At 68.2% G+C, this 21624-nt stretch carries 19 protein-coding genes; 7 read left to right on the top strand and 12 right to left on the bottom strand.

Translation table 11 applies throughout. From position 1 onward, the window contains the following. The first annotated feature begins 254 nt into the window (after positions 1 to 254). Complete coding sequence (locus H0X90_RS12540; protein ID WP_058902040.1) at positions 255 to 1826, top strand: efflux transporter outer membrane subunit; 1572 nt, start codon at positions 255 to 257, stop codon at positions 1824 to 1826. Between the two features lie 25 nt (positions 1827 to 1851). Here the strand turns inward: H0X90_RS12540 and H0X90_RS12535 are convergent, their stop codons facing one another. Genes H0X90_RS12535 through gspG form a run of 8 tightly spaced genes read right to left on the bottom strand, consistent with a single transcriptional unit; the run spans position 1852 to position 7839 of the window. Next, complete coding sequence (locus H0X90_RS12535; protein ID WP_006491283.1) at positions 1852 to 2640, bottom strand: type II secretion system protein N; 789 nt, start codon at positions 2638 to 2640, stop codon at positions 1852 to 1854. Positions 2641 to 2676: 36 nt separating this feature from the next. Then, a complete protein-coding gene (gene gspM / locus H0X90_RS12530) occupies positions 2677 to 3183 on the bottom strand; it encodes a type II secretion system protein GspM (protein ID WP_006491282.1) in 507 nt (168 codons plus the stop codon). Continuing rightward, positions 3180 to 4553, bottom strand: a complete 1374-nt coding sequence (gspL, locus tag H0X90_RS12525) for a type II secretion system protein GspL (protein WP_077190315.1) — start codon at positions 4551 to 4553, stop codon at positions 3180 to 3182. Before gspL ends, gspM begins: the two co-directional genes overlap by 4 nt. Positions 4554 to 4579: 26 nt before the next feature. Continuing rightward, entirely contained in the window at positions 4580 to 5689 is a 1110-nt protein-coding gene (gene gspK / locus H0X90_RS12520) for a type II secretion system minor pseudopilin GspK (RefSeq protein ID WP_077190338.1), read from the bottom strand. A 2-nt stretch (positions 5690 to 5691) separates the two neighbouring features. Beyond that, complete coding sequence (locus H0X90_RS12515) at positions 5692 to 6393, bottom strand: type II secretion system protein J (RefSeq protein ID WP_102898891.1); 702 nt, start codon at positions 6391 to 6393, stop codon at positions 5692 to 5694. Then, on the bottom strand, positions 6371 to 6772 hold the full coding sequence (gspI, locus tag H0X90_RS12510; protein WP_012492988.1) for a type II secretion system minor pseudopilin GspI: 402 nt from the start codon (positions 6770 to 6772) through the stop codon (positions 6371 to 6373). Before gspI ends, H0X90_RS12515 begins: the two co-directional genes overlap by 23 nt. Before the next feature lie 2 nt (positions 6773 to 6774). Beyond that, positions 6775 to 7344, bottom strand: coding sequence for a GspH/FimT family pseudopilin (locus H0X90_RS12505; RefSeq protein WP_006491630.1), 570 nt, complete (start codon positions 7342 to 7344; stop codon positions 6775 to 6777). A 42-nt stretch (positions 7345 to 7386) separates the two neighbouring features. Then, positions 7387 to 7839, bottom strand: a complete 453-nt coding sequence (gspG, locus tag H0X90_RS12500) for a type II secretion system major pseudopilin GspG (protein ID WP_012492990.1) — start codon at positions 7837 to 7839, stop codon at positions 7387 to 7389. 175 nt (positions 7840 to 8014) lie between these two features. On the opposite strand from gspG, the gene H0X90_RS12495 reads away from it, so the two are divergent. Beyond that, a complete protein-coding gene (locus tag H0X90_RS12495; RefSeq protein ID WP_006496338.1) occupies positions 8015 to 8425 on the top strand; it encodes a type II secretion system protein N in 411 nt (136 codons plus the stop codon). A gap of 31 nt (positions 8426 to 8456) precedes the next feature. On the opposite strand, the gene gspF is transcribed toward H0X90_RS12495, so the two are convergent. The 3 genes from gspF to gspD are packed head-to-tail and all read right to left on the bottom strand — an operon-like array spanning position 8457 to position 13508. Beyond that, positions 8457 to 9674: a type II secretion system inner membrane protein GspF gene (gspF, locus tag H0X90_RS12490; protein ID WP_006496337.1), complete on the bottom strand. Its 1218-nt coding sequence runs from the start codon at positions 9672 to 9674 to the stop codon at positions 8457 to 8459. Between the two features lie 4 nt (positions 9675 to 9678). Then, complete coding sequence (gene gspE / locus H0X90_RS12485) at positions 9679 to 11178, bottom strand: type II secretion system ATPase GspE (protein WP_006496336.1); 1500 nt, start codon at positions 11176 to 11178, stop codon at positions 9679 to 9681. Beyond that, positions 11175 to 13508 carry a type II secretion system secretin GspD gene (gene gspD / locus H0X90_RS12480; protein ID WP_012492992.1) on the bottom strand — a complete coding sequence of 778 codons (2334 nt, stop codon included), beginning with the start codon at positions 13506 to 13508 and terminating at the stop codon, positions 11175 to 11177. The genes gspE and gspD overlap by 4 nt, the downstream gene beginning before the upstream one ends. Positions 13509 to 13876: 368 nt before the next feature. Between gspD and H0X90_RS12475 the strand changes: the two genes are divergently transcribed. Then, positions 13877 to 14380 (top strand): lytic transglycosylase domain-containing protein, encoded by a 504-nt coding sequence (locus tag H0X90_RS12475; protein ID WP_077878345.1) that lies wholly within the window; start codon positions 13877 to 13879, stop codon positions 14378 to 14380. Between the two features lie 153 nt (positions 14381 to 14533). Beyond that, entirely contained in the window at positions 14534 to 15847 is a 1314-nt protein-coding gene (locus H0X90_RS12470) for a GTP-binding protein (protein ID WP_077190337.1), read from the top strand. 129 nt (positions 15848 to 15976) lie between these two features. On the opposite strand, the gene H0X90_RS12465 is transcribed toward H0X90_RS12470, so the two are convergent. Next, complete coding sequence (locus H0X90_RS12465; protein WP_006401505.1) at positions 15977 to 16255, bottom strand: HU family DNA-binding protein; 279 nt, start codon at positions 16253 to 16255, stop codon at positions 15977 to 15979. 388 nt (positions 16256 to 16643) lie between these two features. On the opposite strand from H0X90_RS12465, the gene mnmC reads away from it, so the two are divergent. The 3 genes from mnmC (at position 16644) to H0X90_RS12450 (ending at position 21592) form a co-directional block, all read left to right on the top strand. After that, entirely contained in the window at positions 16644 to 18575 is a 1932-nt protein-coding gene (gene mnmC / locus H0X90_RS12460; protein WP_006496333.1) for a bifunctional tRNA (5-methylaminomethyl-2-thiouridine)(34)-methyltransferase MnmD/FAD-dependent 5-carboxymethylaminomethyl-2-thiouridine(34) oxidoreductase MnmC, read from the top strand. A 672-nt stretch (positions 18576 to 19247) separates the two neighbouring features. After that, the gene (locus tag H0X90_RS12455) at positions 19248 to 20462 is read left to right on the top strand and encodes a cation:proton antiporter (RefSeq protein WP_006490002.1); all 1215 of its coding nucleotides are present in this window, start codon (positions 19248 to 19250) and stop codon (positions 20460 to 20462) included. A gap of 14 nt (positions 20463 to 20476) precedes the next feature. After that, complete coding sequence (locus H0X90_RS12450; protein WP_006490006.1) at positions 20477 to 21592, top strand: YbdK family carboxylate-amine ligase; 1116 nt, start codon at positions 20477 to 20479, stop codon at positions 21590 to 21592. The last annotated feature ends 32 nt before the right edge of the window (positions 21593 to 21624 follow it).

Genomic DNA, 21624 nt, shown 5'->3' with positions numbered 1-21624 from the left:
ATCCTGTCTGATCGCCGGCCGCGTCACGCGCGGCCGGTGTCGTACGCCCGTTCGCACGCCCGTTTTCCCGCAAGCCGGCCGTAATGGCCGGTAAACCGGCCGGCCGCGCCGGTAACACATTCGGGCTGTCGCCCACCGTACCCTTAGGGCTGCGCAGCTTTCCCGCCGTCAGTTACCATTTGTCCGCCAGCGGCATGACGACCGCATCGCGCGGCGCCGCTCGCCGGCCGTCACGCCCAGACAGGAAAACCACCATGCCGTACGCCCCCCTCCCGCGCGCCGTTCGCCCGCTGAGCGCCGCCGTCGCCATCGCGACGGCCGTGCTGCTCGCCGGCTGCGCCGTCGGGCCCGACTATCACCGGCCCGACACGTCGATCCCCGCCGCCTTCAAGGAAGCGCCGGCCGGCTGGAAAGTCGCGCAGCCCGCCGATCGCGCCGACCGCGGCCCGTGGTGGACGGTCTACAACGATCCGCAGCTCGATGCGCTGATCGGCAAGCTCAACGCGTCGAACCAGACCATCGCGCAATCGGCGGCCGCCTACCGGCAGGCGCGCGCGCTCGTCACCGAGGCGCGCGCCGCGTATTTCCCGACCGTCGGGCTGACCGCATCGGGCTCGCGCGCGCGGACGCCGCGCACGTCGCTGTCGTCCGGTTCGTCGTCGAATTTCGGCAGCGGGTCGACCGGGTCGATCAACAACAGCTACAGCGTCGGCCTCGACGCCAGCTGGGAACCCGACCTGTGGGGCAAGGTGAGCCGCACCGTCAGCGCGCAGCGCGCCGGCGAAGCGGCCGCCGCGGCCGATCTCGCGAACGCGCGGCTGTCGCAGCAGGCGCTGCTCGCGCAGACCTACTTCCAGTTGCGCACGTCCGATGCGCTGCAGAAGCTGCTCGACGACACCGTGAAGTCGTACCAACGGTCGCTGCAGCTCACGCAGAACCAGTACGCGCAGGGCGTCGCCGCGCGCGCCGACGTGATCCAGGCGCAGACGCAGCTGCAGAGCGCGCAGGCCGCGCAGATCGACAACGGCGTCGCCCGCGCGCAATACGAGCATGCGATCGCGACGCTGATCGGCGAGCCGGCGTCGACCTTCTCGCTGCCGCCGAGCCCGCTCGCGGCCGAGCCGCCGATCACGCCGGTCGACGTGCCGTCCGCGATCCTCGAGCGCCGGCCCGACGTCGCGGCGGCCGAGCGCCGCGCCGCGGCCGCGAACGAGCAGATCGGCGTCGCGATCGCCGCGTTCTTCCCGACGCTCACGCTGTCGGCCACCGGCGGCTTCCAGAGCTCGGTGTGGTCGCAGCTGTTCACGCTGCCGGCACGCTTCTGGACGGTCGGCCCGCAGCTCGCGGCCACGCTGTTCGACGCGGGTCTGCGCGCCGCGCAGACCGATGCGGCGCGCGCGACCTACGACCAGGACGTCGCCGCCTATCGGCTCGCGGTGCTCACCGCGTTCCAGGACGTCGAGGACAACCTCGCGTCGCAGCGCATCCTCGCGCAGGAAATCGACGTGCAGCGGCAGGCCGTCGACAGCGCCGAGCACGCGCTCGCGATCGTCACGAACCAGTACAAGGCCGGCACGGTCGCGTACCTGAACGTGCTGACCGCGCAGACCACCGCGTTCACCGCGCAGCAGAAGCTCGCGACGATCGCCGGGCAGCGGATGGTGTCGTCGGTCGGGCTCGTGAAGGCGCTCGGCGGCGGCTGGAACGTATCGGAGATGGCGCGCGAGAACGGCGACATGGCAGCGCCGGCGCCCTTGCCGGCGTCCGGTGCGGCCGTGCCCGCGGCCACCGCACCGTCAGTCGCCGCGCCGCTCGCGCAGAAGTAGGAAGGAAAGCGGGCGACGCGCGCGTTCAGCGCTGCGCGTCGCCGAAGATCAACGACACCTGGTTGTTGCCGATCGGGTGGCCGAGCAGGTTCAGCAGCCCGGCGAGGTTCGCCTGTTGCTCGGGCGCCGCGTGCGCGGTGCCGCGGAACGATCCCTGGCCGGGGCCGAAGCTGCCGTGCCCGTCGAGGAACAGCGGGCCCTGCGTCGTCGACAGGTCGAGATCGGCGCCCGCGCCCTTCGCCTGCAATACCGCGCGGTACGAACCGAGCGGCTTCACGCGCGACACGCGCGAACTCATCGAATCGATCGTCACCGTCAGCTGACCGAACGCGTTGTTGCCGATCAGCCGCCAGTCGCTCCAACCGAGCCGCACGTCGCCCTGCAGGTCGAGCGTGTTGAACGGCGTGCCGAGCCCCGTGAGCAGCGACGCAGGCACGGCCATCGTGCCCGCCGACAGCACCGCGCCGCGCCACGTCGCATCAAGCGTGACCGCGTCGGGCATCGCTTCCGTCTGCCGCATGCGCATCTGCACGCGCCCGGTCAGCAGCGGCCAGAAGCGCGTGGTCCATTCGACCCGGCCCGGCAGCAGCGTCGCCGCGCTCTGGTCCGCGCCCGGCGCGAGCATCAGCGTGCCCGAGCCGTGCCACAGCGACCCGTCCGGATCGACGAGATTCACGTGGCCGCCGGTCGCCCGCGCGAACTGCGGCGCGATCCACGCGGCCGGCGCGAGCGCGACGAGCGTCACCGCCGTCGCCAGACCGCCTGCCAGCACCCACGGCAACACGGCGACGAGCCGTCTCACCCACGGCCGCATCGGCCGGCCTTCGTTTGCGTCATCCACAGCCGTCATCTATTTCTGGACGGAAGGTTGCATCACGGCCGTCAGGTCCACCTGGCCGTCTTCCTTCAGCGCCGTCGCATGCGCCTCGCCGACCTGCACCTTGAACTGCCGGCGCGCATCGTCGAGCCACTGCGTCCATGCCGGGAACGACACGTTCTTCATCTGGATCTGCACGCCGTTGCCGACGATCTGCACCTGCGCGCCCTGCAGCCCGTGATCGGACAGCGACGCGGTCAGCGCATCCTTCAGCGCGAGGCCGGTCGGCGCGACACCCTGCGCGGCGGCGGCCAGCGACTTCGCCTCGTTCGCCTGCGCGGTCATCTGCGCGAGTTCGTGACGCATCGTCGGCAGCTCGCGCTGGATCCGCGCACGGCCTTCCTGCGCGGGCGACCACAGCACCGAATACGCGATCGCGACCGCCAGCACGGCGCCGCCCCAGCCGAGCAGCGTCTTCTCGCGCGGCGTGCGCTCGCCCCAGAACTGGGCCAGCGTCTGGTTCAGTTGTTCGGTTTTCATGAGCGGCTCCGGATCGTCCATTTGCCCGTGTTGCTGTCGACTTCGCCGGACAGTCCGTTACGCGCGAGGCGCTGCGTGAAATCGGGATCGACCTTGACCTCCGGCTTGAAGCCGACGTCGAGCCGCCGGTCGTGATAGTCGAGCGACGCGATGCCGTTCAGCGGCAGCGCGCCCATCGAACGCGACAAACCGCTCGACAACGCGAGGAAATCGTTCGGCGACAGCTCGCCGGCCGCGAGCCGAAGCTGGTCGAGCTGGCGCTGCATCTGCGCAGGCGGATCGAGCACGGTGGTCGTCTTCGGGAACGCGGACAAGAGCGTCTCGGTGATCTGCGCGGACAGCGCATCGCGCTCGCGCGACAGCTTCCACCAGTGCAGGTTCATCCCGATCACCGCGACGCCGAGCGTCGCCGCGGCCAGCGCGATCGGCACGCGCAGGCGCTTCACCGTCGCGCGGTCGAAGCGCCACGGCTGCGACTCGAACTCGAACTGGCACAGATCGAATGGCTCGGTCAGCGCCCGGCGCGCGAACGTGTCGAACGACAGCGGCGCGGCGCCCGGCAGCAGCGGCGCGTCGGTGCGGCCGACCGACGCGAGCCGCGGCTCCGCGCCAGGTTCGCCGAGTTCGTACAGTTCGACGTCGCCGCCGCCCGCGAGCGCGGCCAGCGTGCCGGCCGCGCGCGATGCGGGCGCCGCGAAGCCTTCGCCGAGCGCACCGCGCGCGACCGCCAGCTCGAGGCGCGGCGCACCGGCCGCCGCCGGCAGCGCGCCGGCTTCGACGAGCACCGGTTCGACCGCCGTCGCGAGCCCGAGCACCGCGGCGACGGTCGCCGGGCGGGCAGGCGGCTCGGTGACGTCCGCGACGAGCGCGGCGGCGTCGGTCGGCTCGCCGTCGGCCGGCACGGCGGAGGCCGCGTGGGCCGACGCACGCGGCGCCGGCAGGCAGCGGGTCGCGGGGACCGCGCTCAGGTGCCGGTGACCGGCCGCGGTGAATGCGTCGCAGATCGTGCGGAACCACGCGCGATCGACGACGGCCAGCACGCGGCGTCCGTCGGGCAGCGCGGCCGGATCGAGCGCGATGTGGCAGCCGAGCGGGTCCTGGATCAGCTGATCCTCGACGATGTTGGGCAGCGCCTGGCGCAGCTTCGGCCCCTTCAGCGGCGGCACGGTCGCGGCCAGCAGCAGCACGTCGCGCGCGGCGACGATCAGCACCGTCGCGTTCGCGCGCGGCAGCAGCGCGAGCGCGGCGCGGCCCGCGCGCTGCACCTGGCCGGCCTTGTCGACGAGCGTGAACGGCAGCTCGGGCCACTGCCATTCCTGCAACGGCACGGCAGGCTCGCGCGGCGGCAAAGAAACAATCAACGTGCTCACAAGAGCTCCTCTCCCGATTGGCGTCGTTATAGCTGGTCGCGGATGCGCACGACCCGCGTCGAGTGCGTGGTCGGATCACGATACACGAGCGAGGTGCGGTCGACCTCCGCGCGTTCGTGCTGGATCCGGCCATGCACGATGAAATAGCTCGAATTGACGTCGACGAGGCTCGAGTCGATCGTCACGTTCGGCGGCGCGCCGGCGCCGCGCAGCGCGAGCTGCACGTCGCCGACGTTCCGGAAAAACACCGTCTCGCGGCGCGACACGAGCGCCTGCGCGGACGACACGCTCATCCCCGGTATCAGCGCCGCGATCACTTCGGCCGGCGCGGTGTTCATGTTCACGGGCGTGGTAGTCGGCAGCACGGTGACGAACGGGCGCAGCCGCGCGACCATCTCGGGCGTCACGCCGTCGACGTCGAGCAGGCTGTCGACGCGCGTCATCATCAGCGGCGCGGGCCCGCGGTCGCCGCCGGCCATCCCGGGATCGTCGGTGAAGCCGCTGCCCTGCAGGTCGCCGCTCGTCACCGGCGCGGTCGCGGCGTTCGCCGCGGTGCCGCCGCCGCCGGGCAGGTTCGGCATCTGGAACCGCGTGGCCGAATGCAGCAGGCCCGCGCGCACCTGCAGCGCGATGCGCTTCGCGAACGCGCTGTCGTAGCCAAGCGTCGTCAGCAGGCGCTGGAACGCCTGCATCTGCGTGACGTTCAGTTGCAGCACGCCGGGCGCCGGCGACGACACGAGGTTGCGCAGGTTGAACTTCGCCTGCGCGTCCTCGATCGAGCCGGACAGGTAAGTGTCTTCGGCGTCGGTGTCGTTGGGCGCGCCGATTCGGCCGAGGAAATCCGACAGTTTGGTCTTCGCGATCGGCACGCCCCAGATCCCGCCGAGATACGTGATGCCGGGCGCCGTATCGCCTTCGGAGCGCAGGATCATCCGGGTCCAGTCGAGCGCGCCGCGCGCGACCCACTGCGCCTGCGCGATCACGCGCTGGTTCTCGATCCGGCGGATCTGCACCTGCTGGCGCCACAGCATCCCCGACACGAGGATCGCCGACAGCGCGACCACGAGCAGCGCGGTGATGATCGCGGCGCCGCGCTGGCGGCGGGCAGGCATTCGGTGGAGTGGGCGCGCACGCATCGTCATTCCCCGACGAGGAAGATGCGCGTGACCGGCACGCGCAGCGACGTCGCGCCGATGCTGACCTGCAGCCCGGTCACCGCGCGCGCCGGCGGCGCGTTGCCGATCTGCGGCACCTTGAGCGCGTCGTTGTTCTGCGCGAGCGCTTCGTCGGCCGTCTGCAGGTTGGTGGTCCAGCCCACGCGCGGCACGTACAGCTTCGCGTCGATCGCGCCGACGCCGCCCATCAGCGCGACCCAGCTCCAGCCTTCGACGCTGCTGTCCTTCAGCATGGTGCGCAGCCGGTTCGTGTCGTCGATCGGCGGCGACGCATAGCGCACGACGCGCCCGCCGGCGATCCGGTAGCGAACCACCTGCAGCCGCGGCGCGACGCCCGGCACGTCGAGTTCGCGCACGATCTGCAGCGTATTGCCGGCGACGCCGATCGCCGGCTGGCCGGCTTCGTCGTCGGTCGCGGCGAGCCGCGCGTCGATGCGCATCTGGTCGAACATCTGCGCGAACACGCGCTCGTCTTCCATCGCGGCCGCGACCTTGTCGCGACCGCGCATGATCTGGTCGAGCCCGCGCCACGCGAGGATCGCGACCACCGCGAGGATCGCGATCGCGATCATCAGCTCGATCAGCGTGAAGCCGCGGGTGGCGAGGCGCGCCGGGCGGGCGGACGGGCGGCGCATCGGCGCGTCAGAGTGGACGGCTGGTTTCATTCGCGACCACCGTCACCATCTGCGCGAGCACGCCGGCGCGGCCAGGCATGCTCACCGAAATCCGCACGCGCCGGAACACCGGATTCGGCGTGGTGCTCACACGCTGCGTGCAGACCAGCTGCACGTTGCCTTGCGAGCAGTCGAAACTCTGCTCGCCGACTTCCGGCCACGCATGCGTGAGCCGCAGCTGCGCGAGCGCGTTGTCGGCGCTCCAGCCGGCGAGCAGCCGGCGATGCAGGTCGGACGCATTGGTCGCCATCGTGCCGACCGCACGGATCGACGCGGCGAGCGCGACCGCGATGATCGCGAGCGCGACCAGCACCTCGATCATCGTGAAGCCGCGGGATGAAGAAACAGGGAAGGGCAGGCGACGACGCATCGTCATTGCACCTCGTAGCGGCCGTTGCCGGTGCCGACGATCGTCGCGCTGCCGGCGGCCGAATGCAGCGTCACGCGCACGGGCGTGTCGATGCTCTCGGTGCCGAACACGACTCGGCTCGCGCGCGTATCCGACCCCGGGTAATCGATGTCCGCGCCGGTGACGCCGCCATCCCAGTCGCGCGGGCGCAGCAGGTCGTCGCGCAGCGTGCGCCAGCCGTCGGGCGAGCTCACGTCGAACTGGAAGCCGTGCGCGGTCGGCTGCCATGCGATCGGCCGCGCACGCACCTGCGCTTCGTCGCCGGCCGTCTCGAACAGCAGCGCGATGCGCTGCGCTTCCTCGCGCAGGTCGGTGCGCGGATTGCGCGTCAGCGACAGCGACGCGAGCGACACCAGCAGCCCCGCGATCACGAGCACGACCAGCATTTCGAGCAGCGTGAACCCGCGCGCGCGACGCCGCGCCGCGCGGTGCTTCATCGAGCCGCCATCGGCACCTGCCGGTGCGGACGGCACCGCACCGCGACGCACACGGCAATCGCGGCCGCAGCGGGAGGTCGTGCGAATGGCGAGCATGAAGAAGAACGGGAATGAAGCGTCGCGGCGATCAGCGCCGGCTTATTGCCACGAGCCGATGTCGGAGTCGTTGCTTTCGCCGCCTTCCTTGCCGTCGGCGCCGTAGCTGAACACGTCGATCTCGCCGTGCACGCCCGGGTTCAGGTACTTGTACCCGTTGCCCCACGGATCGTTCGGCAGGCGCTCGAGATAGCCGCCGTCCTTCCAGTTGTTCGGGATCGGATCGTTGGTCGGCTTCTGGATCAGCGCGTTCAGGCCCTGCTCCTGGGTCGGATAGCGGCCGTTGTCGAGACGATACAGCTTGAGCGCCTGCATGATCGTGCCGATGTCCTGCTTCGCGGCGATGCGGCGCGCCTCGTCCGGGCGGCTCATGATCTTCGGCACGATCAGCGCCGCCAGGATCCCGAGGATCGCGACCACCACCATGATCTCGATCAGCGTGAAACCGCGCTGACGACGCACGGCCGCGTTGCGGCGAGTGATCCACGTTTGCATGACTGACTACCTCTTTCCAAAAAATGTCGTCGATTGAGTGACGCACCCGGCGCACCGGACGATTGCCTGACGGCAACCTTCCGGACCGGCGGGCGCGGAGCACGCATTGTAAGGCGCGCATCGCCGAGGGCTTTCACTCAACGCAAATTTCACATACATCCGTACAATAGCGCGCATGAACGCGCTCTCGATCCGGATCCTTTCCCTCGCCCTCTTCGCGGGTTTGTGCGCGACGGCCACCTACTGGGTCGTCACGCTGTCGGCCCGCGAAGCGCCGCTGCCCGCCGCCGCCGCGCGGCTGCCGATCCGCACCGAGGACGCCGCGGCGCTCTTCGGCGGCCAGCTCGACAAGAATCCCGTCCAGGACATCCACCTGTTCGGCATTCTCGCGCTCGACCACGGCGGCGCCGCGATCGTCGGCGTCGGCGGCGAACCGCCGCGCGCCGTGTCGCTCGGCGCGGACGTCACGTCCGGCGCGAAGCTCGCCGAAGTCCGCCCGCGCTCGATCATCATCGACCGCAACGGCGCCCGCGCCGAAATCCAGCTCCCGGCGAACACGCCGTCCCCCGCGATCTACATGCGCTGAACGATGGCGGCCCGGCAAACGGGCCGCAGCGTCACTGCACCATGTTGTTCAGCTCGATGATCGGCAGCATCACGGCCAGCACGATCACCAGCACGATGCCGCCCATCGCGAGGATCAGCAGCGGCTCCAGCAGGCTCGTCAGGAACATCGTGCGGCGCTCCAGCTCGCGCGCTTCGCCTTCGGCCGCGCGGTCCAGCATCGTCGTCACGTCGCCCGTCGCTTCGCCCGACCGGATCAGGTGCACCAGCACCGGCGGAAACGTCTTCACGTTGTTCAGCGCGCGCGACAGCGCGGAGCCTTCGCGCACGCGCACGATCGCATCGTCGATGTTCGCGCGCATCGCGCGGTTCGACAGCGTCTCGCCGGCCGCCTGCAGCGCGCGCAGGATCGGCACGCCGGCCGCGGTGAGGATGCCGAGCGTGCTCGCGAAGCGCACCGTGTTGTAGCCGCGCACGAGCTTGCCCGCGAGCGGCGCGGTCAGCACCCAGCGATCGAACGCGAGCCGGGGCCCCGCGCGCGACAGCGTCGCCTTCACGAACCACACGGCGAGCGCGACCGCGATCAGGATCGCCCACCACCAGTGCCGCACGAACTCCGACAGCGCCATCATCACGACCGTGAGGATCGGCAGCTGCTGCTTCGTGCTCGCGAACACGTTGACGACCTGCGGCACGACGTAGCTCAGCAGGAACGTGACGATGCCGAACGCGATCAGCGTGACGATGCCCGGATACGTGAACGCCAGCAGGATCTTCTGCTTGAGCGCATTGCTCTGCTCGATGTAGTCGGCGAGGCGCGACAGCACGATGCCGAGCTTGCCGGTGTGCTCGCCCGCCGCGACCAGCGCGCGGTAGATTTCCGGAAAATCGCGTGGATGCTGGCCCAGCGCATTCGCGAGCGAATGGCCGCCGAGCACTTCGGCGCGGATCGCGGCCATCAGTTCGCGAATGTAGTCGCGCTCGGCCTGCTCGGTCAGCACGCCGAGCGCCTCGTCGAGCGGCAGCCCGGCGATCAGCAGGCTCGCGAGCTGGCGCGTGAGGATCGCCTGTTCGCGCTGCGACAGCTTGCGGCCGAACGCGAGCCGCTGCGAACGCGCGCCGCGCGTCGCGCTCGCGGCCGGCTCGACGACGAGCGGCGTGAGTCCCTGCGTGCGCAGCTGGCCGCGCGCGGCACGCGCGCTGTCGGCATCGATCACGCCTTTCTGCGCGCGTCCCGCCGAATCGATCGCTTCGAAACGGAATGCCGGCATCGCGCTATGCGCCTCCCGTCACGCGCAGCACTTCCTCGAGCGACGTCGCGCCGGACGCGAGCCAGCGCTCCGCGTCGTCGCGCAGCGTGCGCATGCCTTCCGCGCGGCCGGCGGCGAGGATCTCGGCATCGGCCGCGTTGCGGTGGATCAGCGTGCGGATCGACTCGTCGACCAGCAGCAGTTCGTAGACCCCGCGCCGGCCCGAATAGCCCGAATGCCCGCACTTGTCGCAGCCGACCGGATGCCACACGGTGCGGCCTTCCTCGTGCCGCTCTTCCTTGCAGACGGGGCAGAGCTGGCGCACCAGGCGCTGCGCGAGCACGCCGAGCAGCGACGACGCGAGCAGGTACGGCTCGACGCCCATGTCGGTCAGGCGCGTGACCGCGGACGCCGCATCGTTCGTGTGCAGCGTCGCGAGCACGAGGTGGCCCGTCAGCGACGCCTGCACCGCGATCTGCGCGGTTTCGAGGTCGCGGATTTCGCCGATCATGATCACGTCCGGGTCCTGGCGCAGGATTGAGCGCAGCGCGCGGGCAAAGGTCATCCCGATCCGCTCGTTCACCTGCGTCTGGCCGATGCCGGCGAGGTCGTATTCGATCGGGTCCTCGACGGTCATGATGTTGGTCGTCGCGGTTTCGAGCCGCGACATCGACGCGTACAGCGTGGTCGTCTTGCCCGAACCGGTCGGGCCGGTGACGAGCACGATGCCGTGCGGGCGGCCGATCAGCTTGTCGAACTGCACGAGCGTGTCGCGGCCCATCCCGAGCGCTTCGAGGTTCAGGCGCTGCGCGTCCTTTTCCAGCAGACGCAGCACCGCGCGCTCGCCGTGCCCGGTCGGCAGCGTCGACACCCGCACGTCGACCGGCCGGCCGCCGACGCGCAGCGTGATGCGGCCGTCCTGCGGCAGGCGCTTCTCCGCGATGTCGAGCTGCGCCATGATCTTGATCCGCGAGATCAGCGCGCCATGCAGCGCCTTCTTCGGGCGCACGACGTCGCGCAGCGTGCCGTCGACGCGAAAGCGCACGACCGACGCATTCTCGAACGGCTCGATGTGAATGTCCGACGCCTGTTCGCGCGCCGCTTGCGTGAGCAGCGCGTTGATCATCCGGATGATCGGCGCGTCGTCTTCCGATTCGAGCAGATCCTCGACTTCGGGAATGTCCTGCATCAGCCGCGACAGGTCGACTTCGCCTTCGACCTCGCCGACCACCTGCGCGGCGCTGCCGTCCTGGCGCGCGTACGCCTGGTTGATCGCCTGCGCGAGCTCGTCGGCCGGCACGCGATGCACGGCGATCGAGCCGAAGTTGCGGGCGATTTCCGCGAGCGCGGCGTCGCTCGTGCGTTCGCTGATCCACACCTCGAGCGTGTCGTCGAGCTGATGCGCGATCAGCACCTGGCCGCTCTTCGCGAAGCCGTACGGCAGCAGGCGCGCGGCGAGCGGCGATGGCGGCTGGCGTTCGCCCGGCGCGCCGTCGTGGGCGGAAGACGCGAGCACGTCGCTCACTGCGAGGCTCCCGGTGCGGTGGTCAGCGGCTGGGCCGGCACCGCCTGCTGCGGCACGCCCTGCGGCTGCGCGGGCGTGGCTTCCGGCAACGGCTGGGCCGGCACCGGCGCGACCTGGCGCTGCAACTGCTGGCGACGCATCTTGTCGAGATCGAACAGGTTGCCGGCCGGCGTGCCGCCCTGGCTCGGACCGATCGGCATCGGCGGGACGACCGGATCGTCCTTGTCGCGGATCACGTTGTTGTCCGACTTGTACGCGCCCGTCACACCCTGGATGTAGTCGTAGCGGTTGGCCGTGACTTCCTGCGCGGTGCTGCGATCGGAAATGATCACCGGGCGCAGGAACACCATCAGGTTCGTCTTCTGCCGCTGCTTCGATTCCGAACGGAACAGCTGGCCGATCCACGGGATGTCGCCGAGCAGCGGCACCTTGCTGTTCGACACCGCGTAGTTGTCCTGCATCAGGCCGCCGAGCACGATGATCTCGCCGTTGTCGGCCAGGATCGTCGACTGGATCGAGCGCTTCGTGAAGGTCGGGCCGGTCTGCGCGCTGGTGGTGCCGCTGACGACCGCCGAATCCTCCGTGTAGAGCTGCAGCTTCAGGATCCCGCCGTCGGTGATCTGCGGCTTCACGTGCAGCGTCAGGCCGACGTCGCGACGATCGTACGTGTTGAACGCATTGCTCGTGGTGCCGCTCGTCAGGTTCGAGTACGAACCGGTCGCGATCGGCACGTTCTGGCCGACGACGATCTTCGCTTCCTCGTTGTCGAGCGTGATCAGGTTCGGCGTCGACAGCACGTTCGCGTCGCTCACGCCCGAGAAATACTGCAGCAGCGCGCCGAGGCCCTGCACGCCGAACATGTTGTGCAGCCAGCCGATGTTGAGCCCCTGGTTCAGCCCCGAAAGGTTGGCCGCGAGGCCGGCGCCGGTACTGCCCGCGGTGCCGGTCGTGAGGTTGATGATGCTGTTGCCCGCGACGTTGCCGGCCGCCGCGGCCAGGTTCGTGCCGCCGAGGAACTGGCCGCTCGCGACCTGCCACTGGATACCGAGTTGCCCCTGCGTCGTCGAGTTCAGCTCGACGATCAGCGCTTCGATATAGACCTGCGCGCGCCGCGCGTCGAGCTGGTCGATCACCGAGCGCAGGTTCCGGTAAACCGGATCGGACGCGGTGATGATCAGCGAGTTGGTGGCCGAGTCGGCCTGGATCATCCCGCCTGGCTGGTTGTCGTCACCGCTCTTGTCCTTGTCGCCGCCGAGCAGGCCGCCGCTGCCGATTCCGCCGCTGGACGAAGAACCGCTGCCGTAGGACGACGACGACGAGCCGCCCAGGCCGCCCGACGGCAGCGGCGGGGTGCCCGACGTGCCGGTCGAGAAGTTGCCGCTCGCCGACGAACCGCCGTTCTGGTTGAAGCTGTTCGCATCGTTGGACGACGCCGACGAGCCGCTGTCGTTGCCGCCCTTGCCGAGCATCCCGCGCAGCGTCTTCGCGAGCTTCACCGCATCGGCGTTGCGCAGCGGCACGACGTGCATGTTGCCGGGCACCGCGCTCGGCGCGTCGAGCTGCAGCGCGAGACGTTTCGCGGCCGCGAGGCGCGACCCGTTCGATGCGCGCAGCAGCAGCGAATTGGTGCGCGGGTCGGCCGTGACCGACACCTTCAGCGTCGCGTCGCTGTTGCCGATCGCACCCGGGTCGAGCATCTTCTGCATCTGCGCGGCGAGGTCGATCGCGTTCGCGTTGCGCAGCGTCACGACCTGCACCTGCGCGCCCGCGGCGCTGTCGATGCCCGAGATGATCTGCGCGATGCGGCGCACGTTGTCCGCATAGTCGGTCACGACGATCGTGTTGTTCGCCGGGTAGGCCGTCACCGTGTTGTTCGGCGAGATCAGCGGCCGCAGCACCGGCAGCAGGTTGTTCGCCGATTCGTTGTGCAGCTCGAACACCTGCGTGATCACCTGGTCGCCACGCGCCTGCGGCGCATTGCCGACGTAGGTCGGCACGCCCTGCAGCTTCGCGTCGGCTTCCGGCACGACCTTCAGCACGCCGTGATCCTGCACGAGCGCAAAGCCCTGCATGCGCAGCGCCGACTGCAGCGTCTTCAACGCCTGGTCTTCCGGCACCGGCCGTTCGGCCACGAGATTGAGCTGCCCCTTCACGCGGGGGTCGACGATGATGGTCTTGCCGGTCGCGGCGCCGATCGCTTTCGCGACCTGGTCGATATCCGCATTCACGAAATTGAGCGTGACCTGAGCGTAGGCGGCCTGCGAGACGATGATGCCGGCCACGAGCAGGGTCGTGGCAACACGCCGCATAACGAAGCGATTTCTTGTCATGGATGAATGGGTCGATGCCGGCTCAGGCCACTTCCGGCGGTAGTGCTGGGATCCAAGTCCGAAAGAGGCGACATTAGCAGTTTTTCATGTCCGAAATATCACATTGATCCGAGGACTGTCTCACATACGACATGTGTCCGGCGAACCGTATGCAATATGTAAGGATCCGCGTCGCCCTCCGCATGCCGGCCCTCTCCCTTGTTTTCGCGATGAACCGACACGGAAATGCGGTATAACCGGGCTGCCGTATTCCTGCCTGTCGCAATCTGACGGTCTGCCGGTATGATACGGGCGGCGCGTTTCTCGTCGCACTAATAACAGGCACGGGTTTTCCCGAGCTTCGCGCAACTCCTTTTCGTTTCCGCACGATGAACAGACGGTTCGCTTCGATCGCGTTGATCGCCGCCGGCGCGTGGTTCGCCAGCGGCAACGCACGCGCCGATTGTTTCGACGAAGCGGCCAAATATCAGCAGGTCAATCCGCTGATCCTGCGCGCGATCGCGTGGCAGGAGTCGCGCAACCGGCCCGGCGCGCTGAACAAGAACACCAACGGCTCGGTCGACTACGGCCTGATGCAGATCAATTCGATCCACCTGCCGACGCTGTCGCGCTACGGGATCGGCCGCGACACGCTGATGGAGCCGTGCAAGAACGTGTACATCGCCGCGTGGCATCTCAAGCAGAAGATGAATCGCTACGGCAACACGTGGCAGGCAGTCGGCGCCTATCATTCGGAAACGCCGTCGCTACGCGACAAGTACGCACGGCAGATCGCCGGCATCCTGACGCAATGGAAGCTGCTGCCGCCCGCGCAGACCACTCAAGCCGCTCAAGCCGCTCAAGCCGCTCAAGCCGCTCAAGCCGCGCAGTGATTCTGCGCCGCGTCACCGGCCGGCGCCGGGCCGGCCGCGCGCGTTTGATGCACAATGCGGGCTGACGCCGCCGTTTCGCCCGTGCGCGGGCCGATCGCGCCCCGGCAGGGCGCCGCGGCCGCTTTTTCATCTTTTCCGTTGGTGCATATCATCATGAATCCGGCAATGAAACAGCCGTTGCCCGTCACCGTGCTGTCCGGTTTCCTCGGCGCCGGCAAGACCACGCTGCTCAACCACGTCCTCGCGAACCGCGCGGGCCTGAAAGTCGCGGTGATCGTCAACGATCTCGCGGCGGTCAACATCGACGCGTCGCTCGTGCGCGATGCGCAGGCGCTGTCGCACGTCGAGGAACGCCTCGTCGAAATGTCGAACGGCTGCATCTGCTGCACGCTGCGCGACGATCTGCTCGTCGAGATCCGCAACCTTGCATCCGAAGGCCGCTTCGACGCGATCATGATCGAATCGACCGGTATCGCGGAGCCGATGCCGATCGCCGAAACCTTCACGTTCGTCGACGACGACGGCGCGTCGCTGTCGTCCATCGCGCGGCTCGACACGCTCGTCACCGTGGTCGACGCGTACAACTTCCTGCGCGACTACGGCTCCGACGACGCGCTCGCGACGCGCGGCATCGCCGCGTCGGAAGACGACGACCGCACGCTCGTCGAACTGCTGATCGAGCAGATCGAATTCTGCGACGTGCTGGTGATCAACAAGGCCGACCTCGTCGGCGCGGACGATCTCGCGCGCCTGCAGCACATCCTCGCGCGCCTCAATCCGCGCGCGCACCAGGTCGTGTCGACGTTCGGCAACGTGCCGCTCGACGAAGTGCTGAACACCGGCCGCTTCGATTTCGACGAAGCCGCGAACGCGCCGGGCTGGCTCGCGTCGCTCGATCACGATCACACGCATTGCGACGCCCCCGACTGCCATGACGACCATCATGCGCACGTGCACGGCGAAGCCGACGAATTCGGAATCGGCAATTTTGTTTACCGCGCGCGCCGGCCGTTTCACCCGGCACGACTCTGGGCGCTGCTGCATCAGGAGTGGCCGGGCGTGCTGCGCAGCAAGGGTTTCTTCTGGCTCGCGACGCGCAACGACATCGCGGGCTCGCTGTCGCAGGCGGGCGGCGTGTGCCGGCATGGCCCGGCAGGCTTGTGGTGGGCGGCGCAGGATCGCGCGGAATGGCCGGACGACGACGAGTTGCTCGCCGAAATCCGCACGGAATGGCTGGGCGATCTCGACGATCGCACGGTCGGCGATCGCCGGCAGGAACTCGTGCTGATCGGCATCGCGCTCGACGCCGACGCGTGGCGCGCGAAACTCGATGCGTGCCTGCTGACCGATGCGGAGTTCGCGCTCGGCGCGGCGGGATGGGCGGCGTTCGACGATCCGTTCCCGGCGTGGGATGTCGATTCGCACGACGACGACGACCACGGCGACTCTCAGATCGTGCACGCATGATCGCTTGGTAACGGCTTGTAAAAGTAACCGTTAACTTTTGCAAGAGCGGCGCGAACTGTGGCGAAAATGCCGCGCGCGCCCAACAAAAAACCCGCCGAGAGGCGGGTTTTTCCTGGAACAGGCGCGGGTTTAACGCTTGTTGACGGCGTCCTTGAACGCCTTGCCAGCCGTGAACTTGACCGTCTTGGCTGCCGGGATCTTGATGGTTTCGCCCGTCTTCGGGTTGCGGCCCGTACGTGCTGCGCGCTTGCCCGAACCGAAGCTGCCGAAGCCGATCAGCTGAACCGCATCACCCTTCGACACGGCCTTCTTGATGACTTCGAGCAGCGTGTCCAGCGTTTCGCCGGTTTGAGCCTTGCTGGCGCCCGTTTGGGCGGCGACGGCGTCGATCAGTTCCTGTTTGTTCATTAAGGTTCCTTTATCAGGTTAGGTTGACACGAACAGCGCGAACGCGCCGATTATACGTGCGCGAACCGTGCCGTCGAGAGTCAGACTCCGACGACACAGCGCCGAATCCTGGCCCGCGCGACGCGCCCTCCGGCTTGCCGGCGGCCACCCCGCGGTACGGCGTTGCTATGATAGCGCAGCGCAAACCCAATAACGACAAGGGTTTCAAAGATTTTCATCGGTATTTCGCCGAATGAATCGTCGATTGCCCGTTTTTTGACCTGCGCCAACCGGACAGGATACGCAGCGCGGTCCGCCCGACCGCCGCCCCGTTGGCTTTTCCCAACGGCCCGTCGGACGGCCTCCCGCAATCCCTTGCCAGGCTTGGCTGCCACGTTTTTTGTTTCGCATGCCCGACCGACTTGTTTCCGCCACGCTCGCGCTTTGCGACGACGGCACGCTCGTTTCGCCCGAGTTCGGCACGCTCCATCGCGGCGCATCCGGCACGCTCGCGCACGCGCATCGCGCGTTCGTCGTGGGCAACGGGCTGCCCGCGCGCTGGCAGCGCCGCCGAACGTTCACAATCGTCACGACGGGATTCGGCGCGGGCGCCGGCTTCCTCGCCGCATGGGCCGCGTGGCGCGACGATCCTGAGCGCTGCGAACGGCTGCACGTCGTCGCGGTCGAACCGCACCCGTTGTCGCGCGACGACCTGCGCCGCGCGGTGTCGCATATGGTTGCAGACACAACCATATCGGCAGACGTCGACGCATTGATCGATGCATGGCCGATGCTGGTGCCGGGCCTGCACCGGCTCGAATTCGACGCAGGGCGCGTGGTGCTCACGCTCGCGTTCGGCGATGCGATCGAGCTGTCGAAGAAGCTCGTCGCGCGCGCCGATGCATTTTTTCTCGATGGCGCCGCGGCGTCGAGCGACGGAATTCGCGCGCTCGCAAAAATGGCCGGCGAGCACGCGACGTTTGCGACGCATGCAACGTCCGATGCCGTGAAACACGCGCTCGGCGAGACAGGTTTCACGTTCCGCGAAGTCGACGGTCGTCTCGTCGGCGAATATGCGCCACGCTGGCGCGCACGCCGGCACGAACCGCCGCATGCATTGCCCGTTGCAGTACGCCGCGCGATCGTGATCGGCGCGGGCCTCGCGGGCTGCGCGGTGGTCGAACGTCTGGCCGCGCGCGGCTGGGACGTCACGTTGATCGAGCGGCACGAACGAATCGCGCGCGACGCGTCGGGCAATCCGGCCGGCGTTTTCCATCCGTTGATGACGCGCGACGACAACGTCGCGAGCCGGCTCACGCGCGGCGGCTTCCTGCACGCGATCGCACGCTGGCGAGCCCTCGAACGTGCGGGCCATGCCTTCGCACGCAGCACGCGGGGGATGATCCATCTCGCCGAATCGGCCGACGATTTCGCGCGGATGCGCGACGCGTTCGATGCCTTCGGTGCGCCGTCCGACTACGTGACGCTGCTCGACGCCGATGCCGCGCGTGCGCACCTGAACCTGCCGGTCGCGCATGGCGGGCTGCTGTTTCCGCACGGCGGCGCCGTCTGGCCGGCCGGGCTGTGCGCCGCGCAATGCACGGCGGCCGGCGAGCGTGTGCGCCTGCTTGCGTCCACCCGCGTCGCGCGGCTCGAGCGGCGGGACGACATCTGGCATGCGCTCGACGAGACGGGCGCCACGCTGGCCGACGCGCCCGTCGTCGTGCTCGCGAACGCGGGCGACGCCGCGCGCCTTGCCGGACTGCAGCACGTCGCGCTGCAACCGGTGCGCGGCCAGCTCACGCTGCTGCCGCCGGGCACGACGGCGCCGCTGCCGTGCCCGGCGATCGGCGACGGCTACGCGATCCCGCTCGACGACGGCACGCTGCTGATCGGCGCCACCTTCGAGCCGGACGACACCGATCCCGCGATGCGCGCGGCCGGCCACGCCGAAAACCTCGAGCGCGTGCGGCGCCTGCTGCCGGGCCTGATCGGCGAGTGGCCGGAGCCCGCCACGCTGCGCGGCCGCGTGGCGTTCCGCTGGGTCGTCGGCGATCGCCTGCCGCTCGTCGGCCCGCTCGCCGACGAAGCGCAGGCCGTTGCGAACGCACGCGCGCTGGGCGGTGCGCAGGCGCGCGACCTGCCGCGCATGCCGGGCCTCTACGGTGCATTCGGCTTCGGTTCGCGCGGGCTCGTGTGGGCGGCGCTCGGCGCCGAACTGATCGCGTCGCAACTCGAAGGCGAACCTTGGCCGCTCGAGCGCGAGCTCGCCGACGCGATCGATCCCGCCCGCTTCCTGATCCGCGCACTGCGCGCCCGCCGCGTCGGTTCGACCGGCTGACCGGTCGCACGCCTGCGTCACAGTTTCCCGATTTTTCCGTGCAAGGTTATCCACGCAACGCTGTGGATAACCGCGCGGAATCCGCGCGCACTTCGTGTGCAATCACAGTGGACGTAAACTGGGCAACTCGGCACTGCTGTGCAGCGGCCCGAAAGTTGCTCAACTCAAATGTCTGTGCACGAACAGCCTGTGCAACCGGTTATGGTTTCGCCAACACCTTGATCTGCCAGCGTAAACCGGAGTTATCCACAGAACTGTGCGTCCTTTGTTAACTTCTACTACGTATATATACAAGTAAACCTTTGAAACCAAAGACCTGCGGTGCCGCACAGCGCCGCGAGTCGATTCAATCGGTTCCGGAGCGAAAAAGCTGTGGCACAATCGGTTTCCTTCGCGTTCGTTCGGCCAGGCGCCGGACATGCTTCAATGGAACGGTCGGCACGATTTCGAATCAGAATCCTCGAGACTGCGCAGTCCGTTCACACACCAGGCCGACAATCCAGATCGGCAACCTGAACGACGTTCCGCCCTGTGGTGGAACAGGCGGACCCCATGTACCGCCGTCGTCGAGCACAACAATCACATTCGGGGCGATACCCAGCCGGCGCGCATCCATTCCTGTCGCTTGACCCCGCGTCGCTGGCGGTTGCTTCCAAAGGAGAAGTCACCACGATGAAGTCGGCGTTCTCATTCCTGCCCAACTGGCCGCTTACGCCGGATGCCGTGTTCTGGGCCGGGCTCGCGCTGTTCGCAGCCGGCCTGTGCGGCGAGCTGTGCTATCGCGCGTGGCGCCTGCCGCGCATCACCGGCTATGCCGTGATCGGCCTGATCGCCGGTTCGTTCGGATTCGGCGTGATCGACGCGAGCACCGACGAAACCTCGCGGCTGCTGATGGACGTCGCGCTCGGCCTGCTGCTGTTCGAACTCGGCAGCCGCCTCGACCTGCGCTGGATCCGGCGCAATCCGTGGCTCGTCGCGTCGAGTCTCGCGGAAGCCACGCTGACCTTCGTGCTCGTGCTGTTCGTGATGCTCGCGCTCGGCGTATCGGGCATGGTCGCGCTGGTGCTGTCGGCGATCGCGATCGCGACGTCGCCGTCGATGGTGATCCAGCTCAAGACCGAACTGCGCGCGGAAGGGCAGGTATCGCAACGCCTGATCACGCTCACCGCGCTCAACAGCGTGTATGCGATCGTGCTGACCAAGCTCGTCACGAGCTGGCTGCACCAGGAAGCGTACGGCAACGTGTTCGCGACGATCCTGCAGCCGCTCTACCTGCTCGCCGGTTCGTTCATCGTCGCGTATCTCGTCGCGCGTTCGTGCAATTACCTGTTCCGTCACATGACCGCGACGATGCGCGACGAGCATTCGTTCGTCGCGCTGTTCGGGCTCGTGATGCTGGCGATCGCCGTCGCGCAGGCGCTGAAGCTGTCGACGCTGCTCACGCTGCTGCTCGCCGGCATCATCGTGAAGAACCTCGAAGCACGGCCGCAACTGTGGCCCGAGCATTTCGGCACGGCCGGCTGGCTGCTGACGGTGGTGCTGTTCGTGCTGACGCTCACGTCGTTCACGTGGGGCGACATCGCGCTCGGCGGGCTGCTCGCGATCGTGCTGATCGTCACGCGGCTCGTCGCGAAGCTGGCCGGCGTCGTCGCGTTCGCGAAGCCGAGCGGCCTCGGGATGAAGCAGGGCGTCGCGCTCGGCATCGCGCTCACGCCGATGTCCGCGCTGTCGTACCTGCTCGTCGACGATACCTACCAGCTTTATCCGAATTTCGACCCGCACCTGCGCGCGATCGTGATGTGCTCGATCGTGATCCTGCAGCTCGTCAGCCCGTTCGTCGTCTATCGCTGCCTGTCGGCGGTCGGCGAACGCAGCGACGGCAACTGATTCCGGAACCTGCCATGGCACTCGAAACCTTCGTCAATTCCGAACCGTTCACGTTCGGCGTCGAACTGGAGATCCAGGTCGTCAACACGCACAACTACGACCTGACCAAAGCGGCATCCGACCTGATGCGCCTGATCCAGGGCGAGACCTTTCCGGGCAACATCACGCCGGAAATCACCGAAAGCATGATCGAGCTGTCGACCGGCATCTGCCATTCGCACGAGCAGGCCGTCAGCGAGCTGCATGCGATCCGCGACGTGCTCGTGAAGGCGGCCGACCAGCTCAACGTCGGGCTGGCCGGCGGCGGCACGCATGCGTTCCAGCAATGGAGCGACCGGCAGATCTACGATGCGCCGCGCTTCCAGTACATCTCCGAGCTGTACGGCTATCTCGCGAAACAGTTCACCGTGTTCGGCCAGCACGTGCACATCGGCTGTCCCGATCCCGACAGCGCGCTGTTCCTGCTGCACTCGATGTCGCGCTTCATTCCGCACTTCATCGCGCTGTCCGCGTCGTCGCCGTTCGTGCAGAACGTCGACACGGGCTTCCATTCGGCACGCCTGAATTCGGTCTTCGCGTTCCCGCTGTCAGGCCGCGCGCCGTTCGTGCTCACCTGGGACAGCTTCGAGGAGTACTTCACGAAGATGGTGAACACGGGCGTCGTCAACTCGATGAAGGACTTCTACTGGGACATCCGGCCGAAGCCCGGCTACGGCACGATCGAGGTGCGCGTGATGGACACGCCGCTGTCGGTCGATCGCGCCGCGGCGATCGCCTGCTACATCCAGACGCTCGCGCGTTACCTGCTGACCGACCGGCCGCTGAAGCTGTCGGAGGACGACTACTTGGTCTACACGTTCAACCGTTTCGAAGCGTGCCGCTTCGGGCTCGAAGGCACCTGCGTGAATCCTCAGACGGGTGAGCGCCGCACGATCGCGGAAGACATCCTCGACACGCTTGACCGGATCGCGCCGCATGCAGCCGCGCTGGGCTCGCGCGCGGCGCTCGACGAAATCGGTGCGCTCGCGAAGGCGCGCGTGAACGACGCATCGTGGTTGAGAACCGTTTTCAAACAGGAAAAATCGCTGAACGAGACGGTCCGGCAGCAGTGCTTACGTTGGCGTGAGTGAAAAAATGTTTTGCAGATTGCAGGATCGACCGA

Source organism: Burkholderia sp. 9775_39, from assembly GCF_015712225.1.
Classification (GTDB): domain Bacteria; phylum Pseudomonadota; class Gammaproteobacteria; order Burkholderiales; family Burkholderiaceae; genus Burkholderia; species Burkholderia cenocepacia.
Note: the sequence above shows the minus strand (reverse complement) of the source record. Positions and strands in the feature narration are given on the sequence as shown.